At 70.7% G+C, this 21977-nt stretch carries 21 protein-coding genes; 11 read left to right on the forward strand and 10 right to left on the reverse strand.

Annotated elements, in window-relative coordinates:
* Positions 1-108: 108 nt before the first annotated feature.
* Positions 109-4992 (forward strand): NAD-glutamate dehydrogenase, encoded by a 4884-nt coding sequence (locus C7S10_RS18935; RefSeq protein WP_108346020.1) that lies wholly within the window; start codon positions 109-111, stop codon positions 4990-4992.
* A gap of 25 nt (positions 4993-5017) precedes the next feature.
* A complete protein-coding gene (locus tag C7S10_RS18940) occupies positions 5018-5911 on the forward strand; it encodes an SDR family NAD(P)-dependent oxidoreductase (RefSeq protein WP_108346021.1) in 894 nt (297 codons plus the stop codon).
* On the opposite strand, the gene ku is transcribed toward C7S10_RS18940, so the two are convergent.
* Positions 5908-6867, reverse strand: a complete 960-nt coding sequence (gene ku, locus C7S10_RS18945) for a non-homologous end joining protein Ku (protein WP_108346022.1) — start codon at positions 6865-6867, stop codon at positions 5908-5910. The two genes, C7S10_RS18940 and ku, sit on opposite strands and share 4 nt — an antisense overlap.
* 72 nt (positions 6868-6939) lie before the next feature.
* Between ku and ligD (C7S10_RS18950) the strand changes: the two genes are divergently transcribed.
* From ligD (C7S10_RS18950) to C7S10_RS18985, 8 genes are all read left to right on the forward strand, one after another.
* Complete coding sequence (ligD, locus tag C7S10_RS18950) at positions 6940-7869, forward strand: non-homologous end-joining DNA ligase (protein ID WP_108346023.1); 930 nt, start codon at positions 6940-6942, stop codon at positions 7867-7869.
* Entirely contained in the window at positions 7866-8555 is a 690-nt protein-coding gene (locus C7S10_RS18955; RefSeq protein WP_108346024.1) for a L,D-transpeptidase family protein, read from the forward strand. Before ligD (C7S10_RS18950) ends, C7S10_RS18955 begins: the two co-directional genes overlap by 4 nt.
* Positions 8556-9470: a non-homologous end-joining DNA ligase gene (gene ligD, locus C7S10_RS18960; protein WP_108346025.1), complete on the forward strand. Its 915-nt coding sequence runs from the start codon at positions 8556-8558 to the stop codon at positions 9468-9470.
* A 65-nt stretch (positions 9471-9535) separates the two neighbouring features.
* Positions 9536-10225: a response regulator transcription factor gene (locus C7S10_RS18965; RefSeq protein WP_108346119.1), complete on the forward strand. Its 690-nt coding sequence runs from the start codon at positions 9536-9538 to the stop codon at positions 10223-10225.
* A gap of 1 nt (position 10226) precedes the next feature.
* Positions 10227-11408 carry a sensor histidine kinase gene (locus tag C7S10_RS18970; protein ID WP_108346026.1) on the forward strand — a complete coding sequence of 394 codons (1182 nt, stop codon included), beginning with the start codon at positions 10227-10229 and terminating at the stop codon, positions 11406-11408.
* 124 nt (positions 11409-11532) lie between these two features.
* Entirely contained in the window at positions 11533-11994 is a 462-nt protein-coding gene (locus C7S10_RS18975; protein WP_133176559.1) for a hypothetical protein, read from the forward strand.
* Between the two features lie 114 nt (positions 11995-12108).
* Positions 12109-12786: an ATPase, T2SS/T4P/T4SS family gene (locus C7S10_RS18980; protein WP_243395473.1), complete on the forward strand. Its 678-nt coding sequence runs from the start codon at positions 12109-12111 to the stop codon at positions 12784-12786.
* Positions 12743-14362 (forward strand): recombinase family protein, encoded by a 1620-nt coding sequence (locus C7S10_RS18985; protein ID WP_243395486.1) that lies wholly within the window; start codon positions 12743-12745, stop codon positions 14360-14362. Before C7S10_RS18980 ends, C7S10_RS18985 begins: the two co-directional genes overlap by 44 nt.
* Positions 14363-14815: 453 nt before the next feature.
* Here C7S10_RS18985 and C7S10_RS22360 read toward each other — a convergent pair whose 3' ends face one another.
* Both C7S10_RS22360 and C7S10_RS19000 read right to left on the reverse strand, forming a co-directional pair.
* Complete coding sequence (locus C7S10_RS22360) at positions 14816-16468, reverse strand: hypothetical protein (RefSeq protein WP_165807227.1); 1653 nt, start codon at positions 16466-16468, stop codon at positions 14816-14818.
* Complete coding sequence (locus C7S10_RS19000; protein ID WP_108346030.1) at positions 16458-16847, reverse strand: hypothetical protein; 390 nt, start codon at positions 16845-16847, stop codon at positions 16458-16460. Before C7S10_RS19000 ends, C7S10_RS22360 begins: the two co-directional genes overlap by 11 nt.
* 248 nt (positions 16848-17095) lie before the next feature.
* Between C7S10_RS19000 and C7S10_RS19005 the strand changes: the two genes are divergently transcribed.
* Positions 17096-17950 carry a hypothetical protein gene (locus C7S10_RS19005; protein WP_133176560.1) on the forward strand — a complete coding sequence of 285 codons (855 nt, stop codon included), beginning with the start codon at positions 17096-17098 and terminating at the stop codon, positions 17948-17950.
* Positions 17951-18356: 406 nt separating this feature from the next.
* On the opposite strand, the gene C7S10_RS19010 is transcribed toward C7S10_RS19005, so the two are convergent.
* From C7S10_RS19010 to C7S10_RS22365, 7 genes are all read right to left on the reverse strand, one after another.
* Positions 18357-18545 (reverse strand): hypothetical protein, encoded by a 189-nt coding sequence (locus tag C7S10_RS19010; protein ID WP_108346032.1) that lies wholly within the window; start codon positions 18543-18545, stop codon positions 18357-18359.
* An 11-nt stretch (positions 18546-18556) separates the two neighbouring features.
* On the reverse strand, positions 18557-18787 hold the full coding sequence (locus C7S10_RS19015; protein WP_108346033.1) for a hypothetical protein: 231 nt from the start codon (positions 18785-18787) through the stop codon (positions 18557-18559).
* 112 nt (positions 18788-18899) lie between these two features.
* The gene (locus C7S10_RS19020) at positions 18900-19406 is read right to left on the reverse strand and encodes a hypothetical protein (RefSeq protein ID WP_108346034.1); all 507 of its coding nucleotides are present in this window, start codon (positions 19404-19406) and stop codon (positions 18900-18902) included.
* A gap of 36 nt (positions 19407-19442) precedes the next feature.
* A complete protein-coding gene (locus C7S10_RS19025) occupies positions 19443-20018 on the reverse strand; it encodes a thermonuclease family protein (RefSeq protein ID WP_108346035.1) in 576 nt (191 codons plus the stop codon).
* Positions 20015-21037 carry a helix-turn-helix domain-containing protein gene (locus C7S10_RS19030; RefSeq protein ID WP_108346036.1) on the reverse strand — a complete coding sequence of 341 codons (1023 nt, stop codon included), beginning with the start codon at positions 21035-21037 and terminating at the stop codon, positions 20015-20017. The genes C7S10_RS19025 and C7S10_RS19030 overlap by 4 nt, the downstream gene beginning before the upstream one ends.
* A gap of 17 nt (positions 21038-21054) precedes the next feature.
* The gene (locus tag C7S10_RS19035) at positions 21055-21783 is read right to left on the reverse strand and encodes a hypothetical protein (RefSeq protein WP_108346037.1); all 729 of its coding nucleotides are present in this window, start codon (positions 21781-21783) and stop codon (positions 21055-21057) included.
* A complete protein-coding gene (locus C7S10_RS22365) occupies positions 21780-21953 on the reverse strand; it encodes a hypothetical protein (protein ID WP_165807228.1) in 174 nt (57 codons plus the stop codon). The genes C7S10_RS19035 and C7S10_RS22365 overlap by 4 nt, the downstream gene beginning before the upstream one ends.
* Between the last annotated feature and the right edge of the window lie 24 nt (positions 21954-21977).

A 21977-nucleotide genomic window follows, 5' to 3' on the forward strand; every position in this document is an offset into this window, starting at 1 on the left:
GCAAACGGTGCTCGAGACCAGCACGTCGGGCGGCGCGTGCGGAGGTTGTGACCCGTGGGTAGCGGGCCGTGTTGGACCAGTCACAGGGGGGCCCCTAGTGTCGGTCCCGTGGTGAAGCTCGAGGATGACAAGTCCGAACTGCTCGATCGCGCCGAGGCCGTGGCGCTCGCCTCCCGGGGGACCGGCGGCCCGCCCCAGGCGCAGGTCGGCGAGCTCCTCGCCGCCTACTACCGCCACGTCGCCGCCGAGGACCTCCTCGGGCGCAGCCCGGAGGACGTGTACGGCGCCCTCGCCTCGCACTACGCGCTCGCGGACGCCCGCCCGCAGGGCACCGCGCGCGTCCGCGTCATGACCCCCGGACCGGTCGACGTCGGCTGGTCCGCGGCCGGCCACTCGGTCGTCGAGGTCGTCACCGACGACATGCCCTTCCTCGTCGACTCGGTGACGATGGAGCTCTCGCGCCTCGAGCACAACGTGCACGTGGTCATCCACCCGCGCTTCGAGGTCTCGCGCGACATCACCGGCGCCCTGCAGTCGGTGAGCACCCTCGCCGACGGCGTCGTCGAGGAGTCGGCCCCCGACGCCCTCGAGGAGTCGTGGATGCACGTCGAGATCGACCGCGTCGTCGACGAGGACGAGGTCGCGGAGATCGTCAGCAGCCTCGAGCGGGTGCTGCGCGACGTCCGCGAGTCGGTCGAGGACTGGCGCAAGATGGCCGACCGCGCGCTCGCGGTGGTCGACGAGATCGAGGCCGACCCTCCGGCGATCGACGAGACGGAGGTCCGCCAGGGCTGCGAGTTCATCCGCTGGCTGGCCGACGACCACTTCACCTTCCTCGGCTACCGCGAGTACCGCCTCGAGACCGTCGGTGACGGCGAGTGCGCGCTCCGCGCCGTGCCAGGCACCGGCCTCGGCATCCTGCGCGCCGACCAGGACATGTCGGCCTCCTTCGCCAAGCTGCCCACGCCGGTCAAGGACCGGGCCCGCGACAAGACCCTGCTGGTGCTGGCCAAGGCCAACTCGCGCGCCACCGTGCACCGCCCGGCCTACCTCGACTACGTCGGCGTCAAGACCTTCAACGACAGCGGCGAGGTGGTCGGCGAGCGCCGCTTCCTCGGGCTCTTCTCCAGCGCGGCCTACACCGAGTCCGTCACCCGGATCCCGCTGCTGCGCGAGAAGACGAAGGCCGTCATGCGCTCCGTCGGCTTCGACCCGCGCAGCCACGCCGGCAAGGCGCTGATGGACACCCTGGAGAACTACCCGCGCGACGAGTTCTTCCACACCCCGGCCGACGAGCTGGCGCCGACGGTCGAGGCCGTGATGTTCGCTCGTGAGCGCCGCCAGCCGCGGCTCTTCGCCCGGCGCGACACCTACGGTCGCTACGTCTCGGTCCTCGTCTACCTCCCGCGCGACCGCTACAACACGACGGTCCGCGAGCGCTTCGCCGAGATCCTCAAGGAGCGGCTCAACGGCGAGAGCGTCGAGTTCACCGCCCGCGTCAACGAGGCGACCACCGCGAGCGTGCACTTCGTGGTGCACCCGCCCAAGGGTGAGACCATCCCCGAGTTCGACGTCAGCGACCTCGAGCGCCGGATGGTCGAGGCCGCCCGGTCCTGGCGCGACGACTTCACCAACGCGGTCATCGCGGAGTACGGCGAGGAGCGTGGCTCGCGCCTCGCGCGCACGTGGTCCGACTCCTTCCCGGAGGCCTACAAGGAGGACTTCAACCCCCGCCTCGGCGCCGCCGACCTCGGTCGCCTCGAGGCGATCGAGGGCGACGAGGGGATCGACCTGGCGCTCTTCGAGCAGGTCGACGCCGGTCGCGGCGAGGCCCGCCTCAAGGTGTTCCGAGTCGGCTCGCCGCTCTCGCTGAGCGAGGTGCTGCCGATGCTCTCCTCGATGGGCGTCGAGGTCGTCGACGAGCGGCCCTACGAGCTCGCCGGGCTCGGTCGCGAGTCCTACATCTACGAGTTCGGCCTGCGCTACGGCCGCCAGCTGCCCGACACCGCCCGCGCGCTGTTCGCCGACGCGTTGCGCGCGGTCTGGGACGGCTACAACGAGACCGACGGCTTCAACGCGCTCGTCCTCGGCGCCGGCCTGACCTGGCGGCAGGCGACGGTGCTGCGCGCCTACGCGAAGTACATGAAGCAGGGCAACTCGCCGTTCGCGCTCGACTACATCGAGGGCGCGCTGGCCAGCAACGTCGACATCACCCGGCTGCTGGTCGACCTGTTCGAGGCGCGCTTCGACCCGGGCAAGGGCTCCCTGCCCGCCGACGCCGAGGCCCGGGTCGCGCGGATCGAGGTGGTGGAGGAGAAGCTCGCCTCGGCCCTCGACGACGTGGTCAGCCTCGACCACGACCGGATCCTGCGCTCCTACCTCACCCACATCCGCAGCACGCTGCGCACCAACTACTTCCAGACCACGGCCGACGGCCAGCTCCACCCGTACATCTCCTTCAAGCTCGAGCCGTCGGCCATCCCCGACCTGCCCGAGCCGCGCCCGAGCTTCGAGATCTTCGTCTACTCGCCGCGCGTCGAGGGCGTGCACCTGCGGTTCGGCTCGGTCGCACGCGGCGGACTGCGCTGGTCCGACCGACGCGACGACTTCCGCACCGAGGTGCTCGGGCTGGTCAAGGCGCAGATGGTGAAGAACACCGTGATCGTGCCCGTGGGCGCCAAAGGCGGGTTCTTCTGCAAGCAGCTGCCCGACCCGGGCGACCGCGACGCGTGGCTGGCCGAGGGCGTCGCCTGCTACAGGACGTTCATCTCCGGCCTGCTCGACATCACCGACAACCTCGTCGAGGGCGAGACGGTCCCGCCGCAGGGCGTGGTCCGCCACGACGGCGACGACACCTACCTCGTCGTCGCGGCCGACAAGGGCACCGCGACCTTCTCCGACATCGCCAACGGCGTGGCCGGCGACTACGGCTTCTGGCTCGGGGACGCGTTCGCCTCCGGCGGCTCGGTGGGCTACGACCACAAGGCGATGGGCATCACCGCCCGCGGGGCCTGGGTCTCGGTGCAGCGACACTTCCGCGAGCGCGGGATCGACTGCCAGACCGAGGACTTCACGGCCGTCGGCATCGGCGACATGTCCGGTGACGTCTTCGGCAACGGCATGCTCTGCTCGGAGCACACCCGGCTCGTGGCCGCCTTCGACCACCGCGACATCTTCATCGATCCCGACCCCGACGCCACGTCGTCGTACGCCGAGCGCAAGCGTCTCTTCGAGCTGCCCCGCTCGTCGTGGCAGGACTACGACAAGGACCTGATCTCCGAGGGCGGCGGCGTGTGGTCGCGCTCGCTCAAGTCGATCCCGATCTCGTCCCAGGTGCGCAGCGCTCTCGGCCTCGCCGCCGACGTCGTGAAGATGACGCCTGCCGAGCTGATGCGGGCGGTGCTGCTCGCCCCGGTCGACCTGCTGTGGAACGGCGGCATCGGGACCTACGTGAAGTCCGAGGACGAGGTCAACGCCGACGCGGGCGACAAGGCCAACGACGCGATCCGCGTGAACGGCGAGGATCTCCGCGCCAAGTGCGTCGGCGAGGGCGGCAACCTGGGCCTGACCCAGCTCGGGCGGATCGAGTACGCCCGGCTCGGCTGCGGCGGCGAGGGTGGTCGCATCAACACCGACTTCATCGACAACTCCGCGGGCGTCGACACCTCCGACCACGAGGTCAACATCAAGATCCTGCTCGACAAGGTCGTCGCCGGCGGCGACATGACCACCAAGCAGCGCAACACGCTGCTGGCGGAGATGACCGACGAGGTCGCCGACCTGGTGCTGCGCGACAACTACGAGCAGAACCTCGCGCTGGCCAACGCCGCGGCCCACGCCGTCCCGCTCCTGCACGTCCACGAGGACTGGATGAAGGAGCTCGAGCGGCGCGGCGTCCTCAACCGCGAGCTCGAGGCGCTGCCCACGTCGAGGCAGGTCCGCCGACGCCTCGACCGCGGCCAGGGCCTGTCGATGCCCGAGCTGTCGGTGCTGCTGTCGTGGACCAAGATCGTGCTGGCCGACGAGCTGCTCGAGTCCGAGCTGCCCGACGACCCCTACCTCCGCGAGGACCTGCTCGGCTACTTCCCCTCGCGGATGCGGGCCGACCACGTGCCGGCGATGGAGGAGCACCCGCTGCGCCGCGAGATCATCGTGACCCAGGTCGTCAACGACCTGGTCAACGGCGCCGGCATGACGTTCATCCCGCGCCTCAAGGGCGAGACCGGGTCGAGCGTCGCCGACCTGACCCGCGCCAACTTCGTGGCCCGCGAGATCTTCGGCTCGCTGGCGCTGCGTGACGAGATCGCGTCGTACGACAACCGGGTGCCCGCCGAGCGCCAGACCCGGATGCGGATCGAGATGCGCACGCTCGTCGAGCGGGCCTCGCGCTGGCTCGTCAACAACCGCCGGCCACCGCTCGACTCGATCGCCACCGTGGAGTTCTTCCAGTCCCGCGTGCAGGCCGTGCTGGCCGTGCTGCCCGAGCTGATGAGCGGGCAGGAGCTCGACGACTTCGTCGGGCGCCGCGACCGCCTCACCAACGCCGGGGTGCCCGACGAGCTGGCCACCCGAGTCGCCTCGCTCGCCCCGGCCTACGCGCTGCTGGGCATCGTCGAGACCGCGGAGGCCCACGGCCTCGACCCCGTCGAGGTGGCACGCGTGCACTTCGCGCTGGGGGAGCGGCTCGGGCTGCCGGCGCTGGTCGAGCGGATCTTCGCGCTGCCGCGCGACGACCGCTGGCAGACGATGGCGCGCGCCGCCGTCCGCGACGACCTCTACGCCGTCCACCAGCAGCTCACCGCCGCCGTGCTGTCCTCGACCTCGGCCGAGGACTCCGCCCCGGCGCGGGTCGCGGAGTGGGAGGACGCCGACGCCGACCTGATCGGGCGCGCGGCCGCGACCCTGGAGGAGATCTGCCGCGACGAGGCGGCCGACCTCGCCCGGCTCTCGGTGGGCCTGCGGGTGGTGCGCGGACTGCTCTCCGCCTCCTGAGCCTGCGCTTGGTTACCCTGCGGCGGTGACCCTGCTCCTCCAGACCCCCGCCGCCGTGCTCTCGCGCCTGCGTCGCACGCTGCGTCCCGACACCCCGAGCCCGCTGCTGGGAGCGACGGTCCTCGTCACGGGGGCCTCCTCCGGCATCGGCGAGCACACGGCGTACGCCGCCGCCGACCGTGGTGCCCACGTCGTGCTCGTGGCCCGGCGCGCCGACGAGCTGGCCCGCGTGGCGGCCGGGGTCGAGGCGCGGGGCGCCCGCGCCTCGACGTACGCCGTGGACCTGACCGACGGCGAGGCCGTCGACGCGATGGTCGCCGACCTGCTCGCCCGGCACGGCGCCGTGGACTACCTCGTCAACAACGCCGGCCGCTCCATCCGGCGCTCGCTCGAGCTGAGCCACGACCGCTTCCACGACTTCGAGCGGATGATGGCGGTCAACTTCTTCGGCCCGGTGCGGCTGACGATGGGCCTGCTGCCGGCGATGCGCGCGCAACGGTTCGGGCACGTGGTCAACGTCGTGACGTGGGGCAACCAGGTCAAGGCGCCGAAGTTCGCCGCCTACATCGCCTCCAAGTCCGCGCTCGACGTCTTCGGGCGGATCATGGGCCGCGAGGCGTACTTCGACAACGTCACCTGCACCAACGTCCGCGTCGCCCTCGTCGCCACCGACATGATCGGCCCGACCGAGGCCTACGCCGGTCGTCGCGCCGAGAGCCCCGAGCACTGCGCCGAGCGGATCGTGCGCGCCCTCGAGGACCGGCCGGTCACCGTCGACGGGCTGGTCGGCTCGGTCGCCGAGGTCTTCAACGTGGTCGCGCCGCGCCTGTCCGACCTCGTGTTCGCGGAGCTGTCGCGGCGCTCGCCGGACTCGGCGGCCGCGCGGGGAGAGGCGCGGGAGCCGGCCGTGAGGGGCTAGCTGGCCTTCTTGGCCGCGGCCTTCTTCGCGGGCGCCTTCTTGGCGGTCTTCTTGGCCGCCGACTTCTTCGCCGCGGTCTTCTTCGCCGGCGCCTTCTTGGTGGTCTTCTTCGCGGCCGGCTTCGCGTCGTCGTCGGAGTCGGCGTCGTCGTCCGTCGCGGACGTCTCCTCGCCCCGGGCCGTCTTGGCCGCGGCCACCGACTTCTGGAGCGCGGCGAGCAGGTCGACGACCTCGCCCGAGGACTTGGTGGAGGTGGCGGTCTTCTTGACCTCGCCGCCCTCGATCTTCGTCTTCACCAGCGCCTCGACGGCCCCGGCGTAGTCGTCCTCGAACTCGGCCGGGTCGAAGTCGCCGGCCAGCGTCTCGACCAGCATGTTGGCCATCTTGACCTCGGAGGCCTTCACGTCGCCGGCCTCGATCGAGAAGTCGGGCTGGCGGACCTCGTCGGGCCACATCATCGTCTGGAGCACGATCACGTCGCCGGCGTCCATCTCGCGCACGCGCAGCACCGCGACGGAGGTGCGCTGGCGCAGCGCGACGGTCACCACCGCCATCCGGTCGGCGTCCTGCAGGGCCTGGCGCAGCAGCGCGTAGGGCTTGGCGCCCGACTTCTCCGGCTCGAGGTAGTAGGACTTCTCGAAGAGCATCGGGTCGATCTGGTCGCTCGGGACGAACTTCTCGACCGCGATCTCGCGCGACGACGTCGAGGGCAGGCCCTCCATGTCGTCGTCGCTGAGGATGACCATCTCGCCGTCCTCGGTCTCGTAGCCCTTGGCGATGTCGGAGTAGGGCACCTCCTCGCCGTCGATGCTGCACACGCGCTGGTACTTGATCCGGCCGCCGTCCTTGGCGTGGACCTGGCGGAACGACACGTCGTGCGACTCGGTCGCGGAGTAGAGCTTGACCGGCACGTTGACGAGCCCGAACGAGACGGAGCCCTTCCAGATGGCGCGCATGGACAGACCGTATCCCCAACCACCGACCCCGGACGAGGCCCACGCGTCGGCGCCGGCTGACAGACTCGCCCCATGCGTCCGATGCTCGCCACCAAGGGCACCCACGTCCCGAGCGGCCCCGAGTGGTCCCACGAGGTGAAGTGGGACGGCGTGCGCATCCTCGCGGACGTGGTCGCCGGCCGGGACGGCCGGGCGCGCCTGTTCACCCGCAACGGCAACGACGCGTCGCTCGCCTGGCCCGAGATCCACACCAGCCCGCTGGGCGATCGCGACGTCCTCGTCGACGGCGAGGTCATCGGCCTCAACGACGAGGGCCTGCCCGACTTCGGCGTGCTCCAGGAGCGGATGCACGTGCGCTCGGCCCAGACCGCGGCCCGGCTGGCGGAGCGGGTCCCCGCGACGTACATGGTCTTCGACCTGATGCGCCTCGACGGCGAGGACCTGACCGGCCTGCCGTGGACCGAGCGCCGCGAGCGGCTGGAGGGGCTCGGGCTCGACGGCTCGTGGCAGGTGCCCGCGGCGTACGACGACGGGGCGATGCTGCGCGACGCGACCCTGCAGCAGGGGCTCGAGGGCATCGTCAGCAAGCGTCGCTCCTCGCGCTACACCTTCGACGCGCGCAGCCCGGCCTGGGTGAAGCTCGCCCACCGGCACCGTTACTCGTTCGTCGTCGCCGGGTGGCGCCCGCAGGAGGGCACCACCGACCGGCTCGCGTCGCTGCTCGTGGGGGAGCCGACCCCGGACGGGCTGATGTATCGCGGCCGCGTCGGCAGCGGCATCGGCGGCGCCGCGACCCGGCTGCTCTCCGAGCTGGTCAAGCCGCTCGAGGTGGACGCCTCGCCCTTCGCCGACGAGGTGCCGGCCGTCGACGCGTCCGGCACCCACTGGGTCGAGCCGCGTGTCGTCGTCGACGTCGACACGCTCAGCCGCAGCCCGGTGAAGAGGCTGCGCCAGCCGTCCTACCGCGGCGTCCGCTCCGACATCGGCCCGGAGGACCTGTGAGGAGGGCAGCCGCCGCGGCGCTCGCGCTCGCGCTGCCGCTGGTCCCCGCCCCGGCCGTCGCCGAGGCCACGCTCGTCCTCGACGGCGTGCGGGTCCTCGCTGGTCCGACCACGACCCAGGTCGTGACGGTCAACCACATGACCGGCCACCGAGCCCGGGTCACCTACTGGCGCCTCGTGGCGGGGGAGTGGGTCGCGCGGATGCGCACCGCCGGCGGCCGCACCGGTTACGGCGGGCTCACTCCGGGGGACCGGAGGGTGCAGGGCAGCGGGACCACGCCGCTCGGGACGTACGCCCTGCTCTCGGTCTTCGGCACCCACCCCGCGCGAGACGCGGGCGCCCTCGACTACCGACGCATCCGCCGCGGCGACTACTGGGTCCAGGACAACGCGTCGCCCCACTACAACCGCTATCGCAACCGCGCCGACGGCGGCTTCCGCTGGTGGCTCCCGGCGAGGGACGCCAACGCCTCCGAGCGGCTCACCGACTACCGCCGCCCCTACGAGTGGGCCGTCGTCACCGGCTTCAACCTCGAGCAGGTGCGCCACCGCGGGTCGGGGATCTTCCTGCACGTCAACGGCCGCGGCGCCACCGCGGGCTGCGTGTCGGCGCCGCGCCGGTTCGTCCGCGCGCTCGTGCGCCGCCTCGACCCCGCCGCCGCCCCCGTGATCGCGATCGGACGCTAGATGCCCACCAACGAGATCCAGGTCGACGTCGAGGGCCGCACTCTCAAGATCAGCAACCTCGACAAGGTGCTCTACCCCCGCACGGGCACCACCAAGGGCGAGGTCCTCAACTACTACGCCAGCGTCTCCGGCGTCCTGCTGCCGCACCTGCGCGACCGCGCCGTCACGCGCATCCGCTGGCCGCACGGCGTGCAGGCAGGGAGCTTCTTCGAGAAGAACACGCCCGCGGGCACACCGTCCTGGGTGCGTACGGCGACGGTCCCCACCACCGGCAGCCGGGCCTCGAGAAGTGGGGCAGGGTCCGACGGCGACACCCTCACCTTCCCGATCTGCGACGACCTCGCGACCCTGACCTGGCTGGTCAACCTCGCCGCCCTCGAGCTGCACGTCCACCAGTGGCAGGTCACCAAGGCGGGCAAGCCCCGCAAGCCCGACCGGCTCGTCATCGACCTCGACCCGGGGGAGCCGGCCGGCCTGCACGAGTGCTGCCAGGTCGCCCTCAAGGTCCGCGACGCCCTCGCCGAGCGCGACCTGACCTGCACGGCCGTCACCAGCGGCAGCAAGGGCCTCCACCTGTACGCCGCGGTGTCCCGTCACCGCGACAGCGACGGCACCACGGCGCTCGCCAAGGAGGTGGCCGAGGAGCTCCAGAAGTCCGACCCGGGGATGGTCACGGCCACCATGACCAAGGCGAAGCGCCCCGGGAAGGTGTTCCTCGACTGGTCGCAGAACTCCGGGTCGAAGACCACCATCTCGCCGTACTCCCTGCGTGGACGCGACCGCCCCACCGTCGCGACGCCGGTGACCTGGGACGAGGTCGAGGCGGGCGCGGAGGACCCGCTGGGGCTCGAGCAGTTCCGGTTCGAGGAGGTCCTCGAGCGGGTCCAGGACCACGGAGACCTGTTCGACGCGTGAGCGAAAGGAGCGGCGATCGGTCGTTCGGTCTGCGTGACGGCGATCACCCGCCTATGCTCGGGCCCATGGCCCACGTTCTGGTCGTCGAGGACGAAGAAGACATCGCGTTCCCCCTGGTCCGCACGCTCGAGCGTGAGGGCTACGAGGTGACGTGGATCGATTCCGGCCGCAAGGCGCTCGAGCACCTCCTCCTCGAGTCGCCCGACATCTTGATCCTCGACCTCGGCCTGCCCGACATGGACGGTCTCGACGTGTGCCGCGCGGCCCGCGACGGCGGCTTCGAGGGCGGCATCATGATCGTCACCGCCCGCGCCGGCGAGCTCGACCGCGTGGTGGGCCTCGACTTCGGCGCCGACGACTACCTCTCCAAGCCCTTCGGCCTCGCCGAGCTGCAGGCCCGCGTCCGAGCCCTGCTGCGTCGCAGCCAGAACGGCCGCGGCGACGGCTCCACCGCCACCGACACCACCACCGGGCTGCGGATCGACGTCGACGCCCGCCGCGTCATCAGCGACGAGACCGAGGTCGCGCTGACGGCCAAGGAGTTCGACGTGCTCGCCCTGCTCGCCGCCCACCGCGACAAGGTCGTCTCGCGCGAGCAGCTGATGAGCGAGGTGTGGGACGAGAACTGGTTCGGGTCCACCAAGACCCTCGACGTGACCATCGGGCGTCTGCGCAACAAGCTGGAGGAGGCTGGAGCCACCGATCGCGTCGTCGCCGTGCGCGGGGTCGGGTTCCGGCTCGAGAGCGGCCAGTGAGGTGAGGGCGAGGCTGGCCCTGGCCTTCGCCTGCTTCGTCCTCGTGATGACCTCCCTCGGAGGGTTCATCCGCGCCCAGGCGCTCGCCGACGCCGAGCGCAACCACCAGACGACCGTCCTCACCCAGGCCGCCCGGTTCGTGGCCGCGACGGTGGAGGAGCAGCACCTGCGCGGCGAGGAGACCGACGTCGTCGACCTCGACCGGTTCGTGCCCGACGAGACGGAGCTGACGGTCACGGTCGGCGACCGCCCCGACGTCACGGTCGCCGACCCCGAATTCGACGCCGACCCCGACGACGACCAGCTCCGGGTGCAGGAGACGGACGGGTCCACGCGGGTCACCATCACCCAGGACGCGAGCGTCCTGGAGGAGGCGCGGCGACGCGCCCTGAACCCCCTGTTCGCGCTGCTGGTCGTGCTGGTGCTCGTCGCCGGCGCGGTCGGCTTCGTCGTCGCCTCGCTCCTCGCGCGCCCGTTCGACCGCCTGGCAGAGTCGGCCGCCGCCCTCGGCCGCGGGCGCTTCGACATCGAGCCGTCGAGGTCGCGGATCCCCGAGGTCGTCTCGATCTCGACGTCGCTCGAGAAGAGCGCCGCCCAGCTCCAGGACTCCCTGCGCCGCGACCGGGAGTTCTTCCACCACGCCTCCCACGTCCTGCGCACCCCGCTCACCGGCATGCGTCTCGAGCTCGAGGAGCTCGCCCAGCGCCCCGAGCTCGGCGCCGAGGCGCACGGCTTGGTCGACCGGGCCGTCGCCCACGCCGGGCGCCTGGAGTCCACCGTGACCGAGCTCCTCGACTTCGCACGCGCCCGGACGCTGGTGGCCGGCGCCGAGGTGAGCCTGCTCGAGCTCGGCTCCGGGGTCGCCCAGCGCTGGCGCGACCGGCTCCCCGACTCGCGGGCGGTCAAGGCGTACGTCGACAGCGGCCCCGACGTCACGCTGACACCCGGTCCCGTGGAGCAGCTGCTCGACAGCGTGCTGCGGGACGTGGCCGACCACGGCAGCGGGCCGGTCACGCTCCGCTTCGTCGGGCGCGAGGAGCACGTCAAGGTGACCGTCAGCAGCGGCCCCGACCTCACGGACCCGGCCGACCAGGGTGCGGCGACGATCGCCGAGGTGCTCGGCGGACGGTGCTCGCGGGACCAGGCGTCGGGGGACCTCGAGATCTTGTTGCCACGCCGTTGAGTGACCTTCGGGACTGTGGCTCGTTGGTGGGGTGAAGGTGACCGGGGCGTTCCCTACTCCTCGGTAGTTTTCATCGGTGCCTCGCTCTCGCTCGGGGAGTGTCGAGCCGACTCGGAGGCCTGCGATGCCCTTGGAACTCGTCCCGTGTCCTCATCGGGCCCCTGCCCTGCGGGTCGTCCGCCGCACGCTCGTCGGGGCCGTCGTCGTGGTGGTCCTCGCGTTCGCGCTGCCGACCGCGGCCGGCCTGTCCCGCACCACCGTCTCCGACGACTCGCTGAGCGGGACGGTGGAGCGTGGCTCAGTCGTCTTCGCCCGGCAGCGGCCGGTCGCCGACCTGAAGGTGGGCGACATCATCACGTTCGGTGCCTCCTCGCCGTACGACGACCGGCGGCTCGCCCGCCAGATCGCCGCGATCGACGAGGCCGGCGTGATCTGGGTGAGTGAGGGCGAGGATCTGGTCGCGGTGCCTAGCGACGCCCCGATGCAGGCGCGGGCGGTCGTCGACATCCCCTACGCCGGCTACGCCTACGACGCCGTCGCCGACGGCGCGCGCTCGGCGTGGCACTCGGTGTCCTCGCTGGGCTGAGCCGCAGCGTCCCTCGGCAAAGGTTGTCCACAACCCCGATCTCGCCTATTCCGCCCGGGCAGCCGCTCGTCTAGCGTGCTGCGCGTAGCACCATCTCGGGACAGGGGACTACACATGACGCTGACGCGTCCGGACACGCATGCCGACCTCGTCGAGCAGCTCGACGCTCGCGTGCGCGAGCAGGTGCGGCTCGAGGGCGTCGACCCGCAGCGCGACGCGTCGCTCGTGCGCCGGATCGCCGAGGACGTCGTACGCCGCCATGACGAGCGGAGCCTGACCGGGGCCGTGACCCCGGTCGCCGACCCGGGTGCCGTCGTGGGAGAGCTGATCGCCCGCGTGTCCGGCTTCGGGCCCCTCCAGCCGTTCCTCGACGACCCCGAGGTCGAGGAGATCTGGATCAACGACCCCAGCCGGGTCTTCATCGCGCGACGAGGCCGGCACGAGCAGACCAACCTGATGCTCTCCACCGCCCAGGTCCACGAGCTGATCGAGCGCATGCTCAAGTCGAGCGGGCGCCGCATCGACATCTCGCAGCCGTTCGTGGACGCCATGCTCCCCGAGGGGCACCGGCTCCACGTCGTGCTCGAGGGGATCAGCCGCGGTTTCTCGGCCGTCAAGACCGCAATGTTGAAAACCACTGCTAACGTTGGGGTGCATGGCGCCTCAACTGCGAATCCCTCAAGCGCCCGCAATCTACGCACGGATCAGTCTCGACCGCACTGGGCAGGCGCTCGGCGTTCAGCGGCAGATAGCGGAGTGCCGCGAGCGCTGCCGGTCTCTCGGCTGGCCTGAACCGAAGATCTACTCCGACAACGACGTTTCTGCGCGATCGGGCAAGAGGCGACCGAGCTTCGAACAGTTGCTGCAGGATGTCGAAGCGGGTTACGTCGACGGGATCGTCGCGTGGCACCTAGACCGGGTGCTGCGTCGAGTCGTCGACCTTGAACGCGTGCTGGATGCAATCGAGTCGCAGAAGTCCGCGGTGCCGGTGGTGTTTCTCCAAGCCGGTGAGATCGACTTGATGACGCCCTCTGGGCGGCTACTTGCTCGAATACTGGCGGCAGTCGCTGCCAATGAAGGGGATGTGAAGTCGGCGCGACTCTCGGCCCAGCGGGCCCAGGCTGCGCAAGCGGGTCGGGCCCACGGTCCGCTTGGCTACGGATACGACGAGGACCAGCGCATCATCGCGGCGGAAGCCGAAGTGGTGCGGGAGGTCGCACAGCGGGTTCTTGACGGAGAAACGTTGTACTCAATCGCAGCCGATCTCAATGATCGGGGTGTTGCCACTCCTGGAAGCGGACGATGGGACGCGAGGCGCGTGGAACGAGCGGTTGGGCGCCGTGACCGCCCCGAGGTGGTCGAAGTTATCGAGGCTGCGCGTCGAGACGCCGTAGTCACGGCGGCGGTGTTCGCGCGGCTGCTTCGGCGGGCGGGTGGTACGCCGGCTCTGTGCACAGCATCTTGGGTGCGTGATCAGCCATGGGCTGAACACGTGATGTCTGGGGACCATGGGGTAGACGACTCGACCGTTGCGCGCTTGCTCGGAGCAGCCGGAATCTCGGCAGACCGTTCGTTCTGGCGTGCGGCGAACGTTCGGGCGATGGTTCGACGTGGATCGCTTTGTGGGTGGCGGGAGTTCAGCCCAGGGCAGCGTGGCGGCTACGGCGAACTTGTGTCGCCTGGGGATTGGGCACCAATCCTCTCGAAAGAAGTGACTGAGAGCATTCGACGGATCACCGACCGGCCTTCGTCGAGAAGAGGACGTGACCCCAAGTACCTGCTCGCCGCGATCCTGAAATGCGGGAAGTGCGGCTCAAGTATGGCTGGATCGCCAACCAGCAACGGTGGCTACCGGTACGCATGCTCCAAGCAGCCGGGAAGACCGCACACGTGCGGCGGATTGACAATCGCAGGGCCCCAGACAGATGCCATCGTGTCTATGGCGGTCGTCGACGTGGTCGCGGAGGCCAAGGTGCGGTCGAGCGCCATTAGGCGTCGCAGCGGCGCGGGGGCTGTCGCCGCTGAGAGTGAGATCGCCGAGATCGCTCGCCTACGAAAGCACTACGGGAGCGAGTTCGCGGCCGGACGGCTCCATCAAGATGAGTGGGATGTTCTGCGAGAGGGCTGGGCGATTCGTCAGCGAGACGCTGAGCGGAAGCTTGGACAGTGGGCACCGAGCTTGGAAACCGTCCTGTCGGACGTTCCAAGGAAACGTGCCGACATCGAGACGTGGTGGACTACCGCCCCTATGCGGCAGCGGCGGGAGATCGTGCGGACGCTGATCGAGAGCATCGAGATCGCACCGCGAGGTAAGTCGAACAACCGATTCGATGACTCACGAATCGGTGACCCGGTCTGGCGCGCCTAAGCAGCAGGCCGATCCTCCGGCCGAGTTGCTGGCCTGTCGGCGGCCATGATCTCCGCAATGCGGTGGAGTACGTTGCCAGCTGCAATCACTGGTGGCTTGCCCTGCCGGAGTCGCGCTTCACGAGCCCGTTGTGAGTAGGCGTCGGCCATCTGGCGCAGTGTCCGCTGATGCCCCGACTGATCGGTGACGCCGTTGCTGCTGTCAAGTAGTTGTTCCATGTGCGCTGCTCCCGAGGTGACAAGTGCATGCTCTAGTCACCTATGGGCGTTGAAGGTTCCGCTGCGATCAGTTCGCGGCGGTCTATCTCACGAGCAGGGGGCCGCTGCGGCTGCAGGCATCGCGCGAGAACCAGGAACTCGCGGTATAGGCGTCAGTCATTGAAAGGCACCTTGATGACGCCCGGGGCCTTCCGCGACTTGCCAGGTACGGGCAGGTCGCCTGCCGTTTGGTATGTCAGCGGCCGCCGAAGGCGGGGCCGGCTCGGCGGTGGTCCTCGGAAGTGATCCGGGCATGTGAAGGAGTCGGCACGTTGTGATGCGGAGCCCTACAGGCCAGAGAGGACTCATGTCCGGGAGGCTGTGAACCCGCATCGGGAAACGACGATGGCTCCGCTAGCGCGAAGGGCGTTGAGACGGCCGCTGCGCGGCTGCAGGCGTCGACCAAGGTAGCGCTGGCCCCTCGCAATGCCTCGTGGACTGGGGTGGGTACGGTGACGGTTCTCTTGGCGAGAATGTCGGCGGGGGAGATCCAGACGACGTCGCCCTCCGTTGGCGATCTGGCTAGGCCGGCTTCGATGTCGTTATGGGCGCGGATGGACAGCGCCCGGGCCGGTCCTCGCAGGCCGGTGGTGTTGGCTTTCTCGGCGACGACGTAGGCGAGCTCTGAGCTGGTCTCGAGGGCAGTGAGTACGTCGCGGGTGCCGCGGGCGAGGCCGGGGCGGGTGGCGATCGCGTGGGCGGGGTCCAGTCCGGTGGGGTTGTGGGTGAGCTCGCGTAGTGCGGCGCGTACCTCGCCGGCAGCGCGAAGGAGGTTGGGGTCGTAGCGGGCGTCTGGCTGAGTCAGGTCGCCCCATCGGCTGGCGAGGTTGCTCCAGGACTGACCGGCTCGCGCGATGGCGGGGGCGAGGCGGCTGCTGGGGTCGAGGTGTCCGGCGAGCTGGGCGGCGTCGAGGAGGACACCGGCGGCGCCGGCTATGAGTCCTTGGGTGCGGGTGATAAGGAGCATGTTGGTGGCCCAGTCGTCGGTGGCCAGCGTGCGGTGGGCCTGGATGTCCCAGCCGGCGAGGGCTCGGCCGAGACGGGCTTCGTCACCGAGGGGCTGGACTGCTTCGCCGGCGAGCGCCTGGGTGAAGCGGCCGTCGAGGTAGCGGCTGGCGGTGGTCTCGGCGACGGCCATGCGGCGGATCCACTCGGTGGTGGGGGGCTTGGCGCGCGGGTAGTACTCGGCGTTGAGACCGTGGGGCTGCTCGCTGTTGCGCGCGTCGCCGTAGCGGTCCTTGGTGTGTTGCTGCAGGGCGACGCCGACGGCGTGGGCCGTGAGGTAGAGAGAGTGCATGATCCGTGCCCGGGTGGCCTGGAGGTCGCGCTGGGTCGTGACGTTGTGGAGCGGGATGTCAGAGCCGTAGCGGTGCACGAGATCGGCGGCCTGGCCGATGGTGCGGGTCATCTGGCTGAGGCGGCGGTCGGGTCGGGTCGCGGGTGGCCAGGTGGCGGTGGGCAGGCTGCGGCCCATCGCAGCTGCGGCCGAGTCCAGCCGGGTGATGGGTTGGTCGCGCTCGGGGTGGCTGGCGATGTCGTGCTGGCCGGGGAGGCTGTCCCAGAGGTCGTTTGCGGCCGCGACGAGAGCAGGCCAGGCGTTGAGGACCCTGGCAGCGTCGTCGCCAGTGATGTCCATGAGGAGATGGCGCGCGGTCTGGTCGACGTCGTTGAGCAGCTCGCCGACGGAGCGGATGTCGCGGGTGGTCAGCGGGATCTGTGTGGTGTCGAAGAGCGCGTCGTCGACGTCGGCGTAGCTGAGGCAGCCGCCGGCGGGCCAGCCCGCCCGTAGGCCGACATCAAGCCCGGCATCACGGCCGGGGTCATGCCTGGTGTGCTGGTCAGTAGCCAAGCTCGCGCGCTTCCCTGATGAGGTCGCACAGGTCGAGGACCAGCGGGGACCTGTTGATCAGGTCGGGCCGCTGCGCCGGCAGGGGACGGGTGAGCTCCTCGGCCGCAGCGAGCAGCTGCAGCGCGCCCTGCTCCTCGAGGTCCTCGAGGTCCTCGGCGGTAGGCACGGGGTGTTCGCGGGGGAGGAGGGCGCTGGCCTCGGCCTGAGCGAGGAAGACGCCGAAGCCGAAGGACTGCAGGGCATGGTCCTCGCCGGCGTCCGCCCAGACCTGGGCCGCGGCTCGGTGGAGCAGTTGCGTAGCCGCGGCGAGCCTGTCCCAGGTGTCGTCGGTCGGGGTGTCGCCGCTGCTATCGGTGCTGCTGGTGGCGAGCGTGTCCACGGGGGGTCCTTTCGTCGGGGGCCGGTGTCGGCGTGGGTCCATGAACCCGTGGCGGACCGGGTGGCTGCGTTGGCGTGGGCTGGTCCTGTGGATAACTCCGGTGGTGTCGGCGGCTGGGGAGAAACTGGTCTCAGTCGCCTAGGTCATCTGGGGGTGCTCGGGCGATCAACTCAGACAAAAATCGAGAGATTTGCACTAGCACTTGCCGAGCGGAAGAGGTCGAGATGAGGTTCGCGATGAGGGTTCCGATGCCGTGGCTCAGGGCGTTCACCTTGGGGCCGGCGCTGCTGGCGAGCTTCGTCCTCACCGTGGTGGTGTGCGCACTCCCCCCTGCCGGGTTGGGCCTGGTGGCGTTCGTTGCGGCTGGGGGAGTTCTGGCGGTGTTGGCGATGGGCCGCCTCGAGGAGCCGGCGATCGCCGCACTGACTGGCTCCCGGCCCGCGTCGGCGGCCGAGCTGCAGGCGATGGGCCCGGTGCTCGCGGATCTTGGCGGCCGCGGCGTCGAGGTCCAGGCGCTGTTCGTTCGGCGGGCGCAGCGGGCGACGACTCCGGTCGCGGAGGCGATCGGCGGCCGGGCCGTGGTGATCACGCCGGGGCTCGTGGAGGCGACCTACCGCGGCGGGGTGACGTACGCGGAGGTCAGCGCGGTGATCGTCCACGCGGTCGGGCGACGCGAGGTGATCCGCCCGCGGCTCGAGGTCGCCGTGTTGGCGTCGACCACGCCGTGGCGGATGGTGGTGTCCCTGTTCCGTGGCGTCGGGCGAGCGTTCGCCTGGCTGCCGTTCATGCGGCTGGCCTGGACGCTGCGGGGCGTCATGGGCGTGATCTGTGTGGTCCAGTCCGTCGCTGAGGGGCGAGCCGCGGCCGGACTGCTGGGTGGAGGCGTGATGGCGCTGACCTACCTGGTCCCGGCGTGCGGCCGCGCGATCGAGGCTCGCACGGAGCTCAGCGCCGACGAGCTGGTGCTCACCCTCGGCTTCGGCCCGGCGCTGGCGGGCCTGTTGGCCCGGTTCGGGCATCCGATGTCGCTGGAGCGCCGGCAGCGGCTCGCGACGGTGCCTGATGCGCCGTCGCGGCCGCGGCTGCACCTGGTGCGCAGCTGAGCCAGGGGCTCGTAGGTCAGCTGGAGGCGCGGCGACGTCGCCACGGAGCACTACGCCGAGCAGGGCGATGATGCCGGCTGCTCCGGCGGCCGCGGCTACGGCAGTCCTGGTTCCGGAGGCTGCGTCATCGTCTGCGGTGGTCGAGGCATCAGGGTCGTGGCCGTCGACGTGGCGGCCTGGTCGACGAGCCGCTGGATCCGGTGGCATTCAGGGCAGGGCGGTTCGTGGCCCGAGGGTGCGGGGAGGGCTGTGTCCCAAACTTCGGGGTGGGCCTCGCCGATGTGGTCGAGCCAGTCGCCCTCGGCGTCGCGTTCCGCTGCACTGCGGGCCGGGGAGCCTTGAGCGGTCGGCCCTGGTCGTCGACGATCACGATTCGCTGGGTCATTCGCTGCGTCATGGGGTTCGTCTACTCCTCGTCTCGGAAGCCGGAGGTGGAGTGGTGGATGCAGCCCCGGCCGTCGCCCTTGTGCGGCTTGTGGTTCATGCAGGGCAGCGTGCCGAGCTTGTGGGAGCAGTCGACCCATCGGACGGTCGGCGTGTCAGCGGGGGAGGTGCTGACGGTCGCGTGACGGGCCGGGGTGAGGGTGGTGACCATCGCGGTTCCTCCTAGCGTCGCGGGCCGCGGCGGCGGCCGAGCTGGGGCCGCTGGTAGGCGGCGGTGTCGGTGTGGTCGTGTTGTCGGCCGGATCGGCGGACCTGGGCGATCTCTGCGTCGGGGGAGGAGCCGGTGTCGGCGGCTGCGGCCTGGGCTGCGGCCTCCTCGGTGGCACGGATCTCCTCGGCGCGGCGCAGTGCCTCGTCCTCGAGCGCGGCTTCCTCGCGGGCGGCGTCGGTCATGGTGACTCCCTGGGGTTGTCGACCGGCACCGGGATGCGCCGGTCCTGCTAGACCCCTATGTGCGGGTCGGGGTCGGGAGCGATCACCCCGGCCGATCTTCCCGGCGGGTTTCTCAGCCGGCCCCGGCGAGCGGCATGGCGCCGAGGACCTGCAGGAGGTCGTGGACGCTATCGGTCGGTGCCGTTGCGGTCCCGCTGTCGCAGCACGGATGGGTGTCGAAGCCCTCGGCGAGCGCGGTCGCGTGCAGCCGGCCGCTGCAGGCTCGACACCGTGGGTGCGCGTGTACGGGGCACAGCTCGGGCGCGACCGCGCAGGGAGGACACGGGCTGGTTGGTGGCGGGGTGACGTGGTGTTCGCGGTCCCAGTCGCGACGTTGCCGCAGGAGGGCGGCTGTTCGTTCCCACAGCGGTCGCTCCAGGTGTGCCGGCGTCGTAGGTCGGCCGATCGCCTGGTCGACCGCGCGCCACAGCACCGTGGTGTCGCACCGCAGGACGCGATCGTCGACGCCGCGCTCGTAGCACCAGCGGGCGAGGGTCTTGGCGGCCACAGCGAGCTGCTCGGCCCAGTGTTCGGCCAGATGGTTGGCGCCGCGGTCGTTTTGCTGCTCGTCTATGGCCACGTGTCCTCCTATTTTCCGGGTCCCGTTGCACGGGTCTCAGCAGTGGCCCCATAGGCCACGTGAAGCGCTACGTGCCGCGGTCGTCGCCGTCGTGTAGGTCGACTCGCGAGCCAGCGCTGGGCGGGTCTCGTAGCGGCGGGCGGCACCGGTGGCCAGGAGTTCGCGGGCGACGTCGACCGGACTGGCCTCGTCGACCTCGCCGGCATGGTCAGGCTCGCCGGGCTGGTCGACCCGGTCGACGTAGCGCAGCATGCGGCCGTAGCGGTCCCGGTTGGGTTGGCCGGTGTCGGTGGTGAGCGTGAACGTGGCGCCGATCGGCGTCAGCTGCTCGAGCTCGGCGGTGGCCCTGTCGGCGTAGCACTCGGCAGCGGCCGGCGGGTGGGCGATCTCGGGTGCGTCGATGCCGAGCAGGCGAACTCGGCCGAGGTCGTTGCCGGCGAGGTCGGCCACGCGCAGGGTGTCACCGTCCAGGACGTCGGTGACGCGGACCTGGGTGGCTCTGCCCTCGGCTGCTGCGGATGGACCTGGGTGAGGGTCGAGGAGCGGGGTGAGTCCGCCGGCGGTGGCCACTATGGCCAGCCCAGCGGTCAGAAGGCCGATGAGGATCTTCATCGGGCCACACTGAAGTGGTTGCGGCCGGCGGCGACCGGTACGGCGCGCTGCTGTTCACGCAGGCCGACCGAACGATCCGAGGCCGGCTGACTCACGGACTGACTCACAGGCTGACTGGTGGTGGAGATCTCTTGACGCTCGGCGGTCTCGACGTCGACGACGCGACCCCAGGTGCCCGTGCCGGCTTCCTCGCGGGGGAGGTCGGCGGCGATCTTCTCGGCGAGCTCACGCAGTGGAGGCGTCTTCTCGATACGACGGGTGGCGTGCAAGACCGTGGTGTGGTCCCGCTCGAAGTGCCGGGCGATGGTCGGAAGGCTGTGGCCGTGGATCCGAGCTGCGGTCATCGCGACCGCCCTGCCGTCGGCGGCGGCGCGGGTACGGTCGGCGCCCAGGAGGATCTCCGGGGTGGTGTCGAAGGCCTTCGCGGCCGCGACGACGGCGTGCTCGACTGGTCCGTGGGGATCGAAGGTCGAGGCCGGGGGGCCTTGAAGGAGCGGGACCAGGTTCGTGTCCTCGCCTCCTCGGGGTAGCGCCGCTGCATAGCGGCTGTTGACGTGCTCGCTGACCTTGGCCGCGGCCGCGGCCAGGCGGGGGCGCTCAGCGGTGCGGCGCACGGCGTGCAGGACCGAGCCGTGGTCCTTGCCGAACTGCTCGGCGATCGCCGGCAGGGAGAGGCCGGTCTCGCGAGCGGCCGTCATCGCGACCGCCCGGGCGTCGCTGACGGGGCGGCTGCGCTCGGCGCTGCGGATCGCCTCGGGTGTGGTGTCGAACATCGGTGCCGCGGCGATGATCGCCAGCTTGCACACGGCGGCAGGGCCAGTCGTGGGCGCCTCGGGCATGGTCTGGTCGACCTGGACGGCCAGCAACGTGACCAGCGAGCGCAGCTGGTCAGCGTCCAGCGGTGCGATCAGGCGAGCGACCTGGTCGTGTTGGCCGCGGCTTGCGGCGTCGAGGATCCGGCCTGCCAGTTGGCGACCGCCCACAGCGAGGGCCTGACCGAGAGTTTGATCGAAGTCCATGGAGGTCGCCTCCCGTCCTACCGTGCCGCTCTGGACGTCGCCGGGGCGGTGCAGTCGGGGACCGGGGCGCGGCCCTGCCCTGCCATGCGCCGGCGAGCGTTGTCGGTGATCTCATTGGCGAGACCGGCAGCATCCTTGGCACTGGCGGCTGCACGGTCGATGACGTCTCCCAGGAGACGGACGTCCTCATCGGCGCGGCCGAACTCTTTGCCGGCAGCGGCGATGGTTCGTTCCATGGTGACCGGCTCCAGGAGGGCCGGCCGACTGATGCTCCGACTTGCCTGGCACGCCCCGTCGAGATGTCGCGTTGCCGTGCGCGAAAGCGGCTTGGCGAGAGCGACCATTTCGTCAAAGACGCTTATCCGGGTAGCGAGGTTCCAGAGATCGCTGCTGTCGGAGAGAGGCGGTGTATCACTGTTGACGAACATTGTCGTAACCCGTTGTACCGCCTCCGCTGCCAGCTCGAGGTGCCCATAGATCGCGTGGATCAGGTGCTGGGCGTCGGTGCAGCGGGTCTGAAGCCGGTCCAGATGCTCGCCGGCGGCCCCAAGGTAGAAGTCGCCGCGCTCAGACAACCGTGCCTTGGCCGAGTCGAGCTCAGCGTCGTCGAGCACCCGCAGTGCGGAGGCGATGGTCGCACGGACCTCGTCGACGACCAAGCGGGCTCGGCCGACGGCCTGCTCGGCGACATTAAGGCCGTCGGCTGCCTGCTGCGTGGAATCGATCTCGCTGGTCTCGATGCTCATGCCGCACCGCCTCTTGCATCACGCGGGGGCGGGCTGCTGGGCGGCGGGAGGACGTCGCGCAGCCGGTCGAGCACCGCGAGGGCCTGTTTGAGGTGGGCGCGCACGTCCTCGACCGGGTCACGGTCGGCCGAAGCGGTCGCAGGAACGGGTGAATCGGTGGGGGTGCTCACGAGTAGCTCCTTGGTGGACCGGGG

It is taken from the genome of Nocardioides currus (assembly GCF_003057875.1).
In the GTDB taxonomy this organism is placed as follows: Bacteria; Actinomycetota; Actinomycetes; order Propionibacteriales; family Nocardioidaceae; genus Nocardioides; species Nocardioides currus.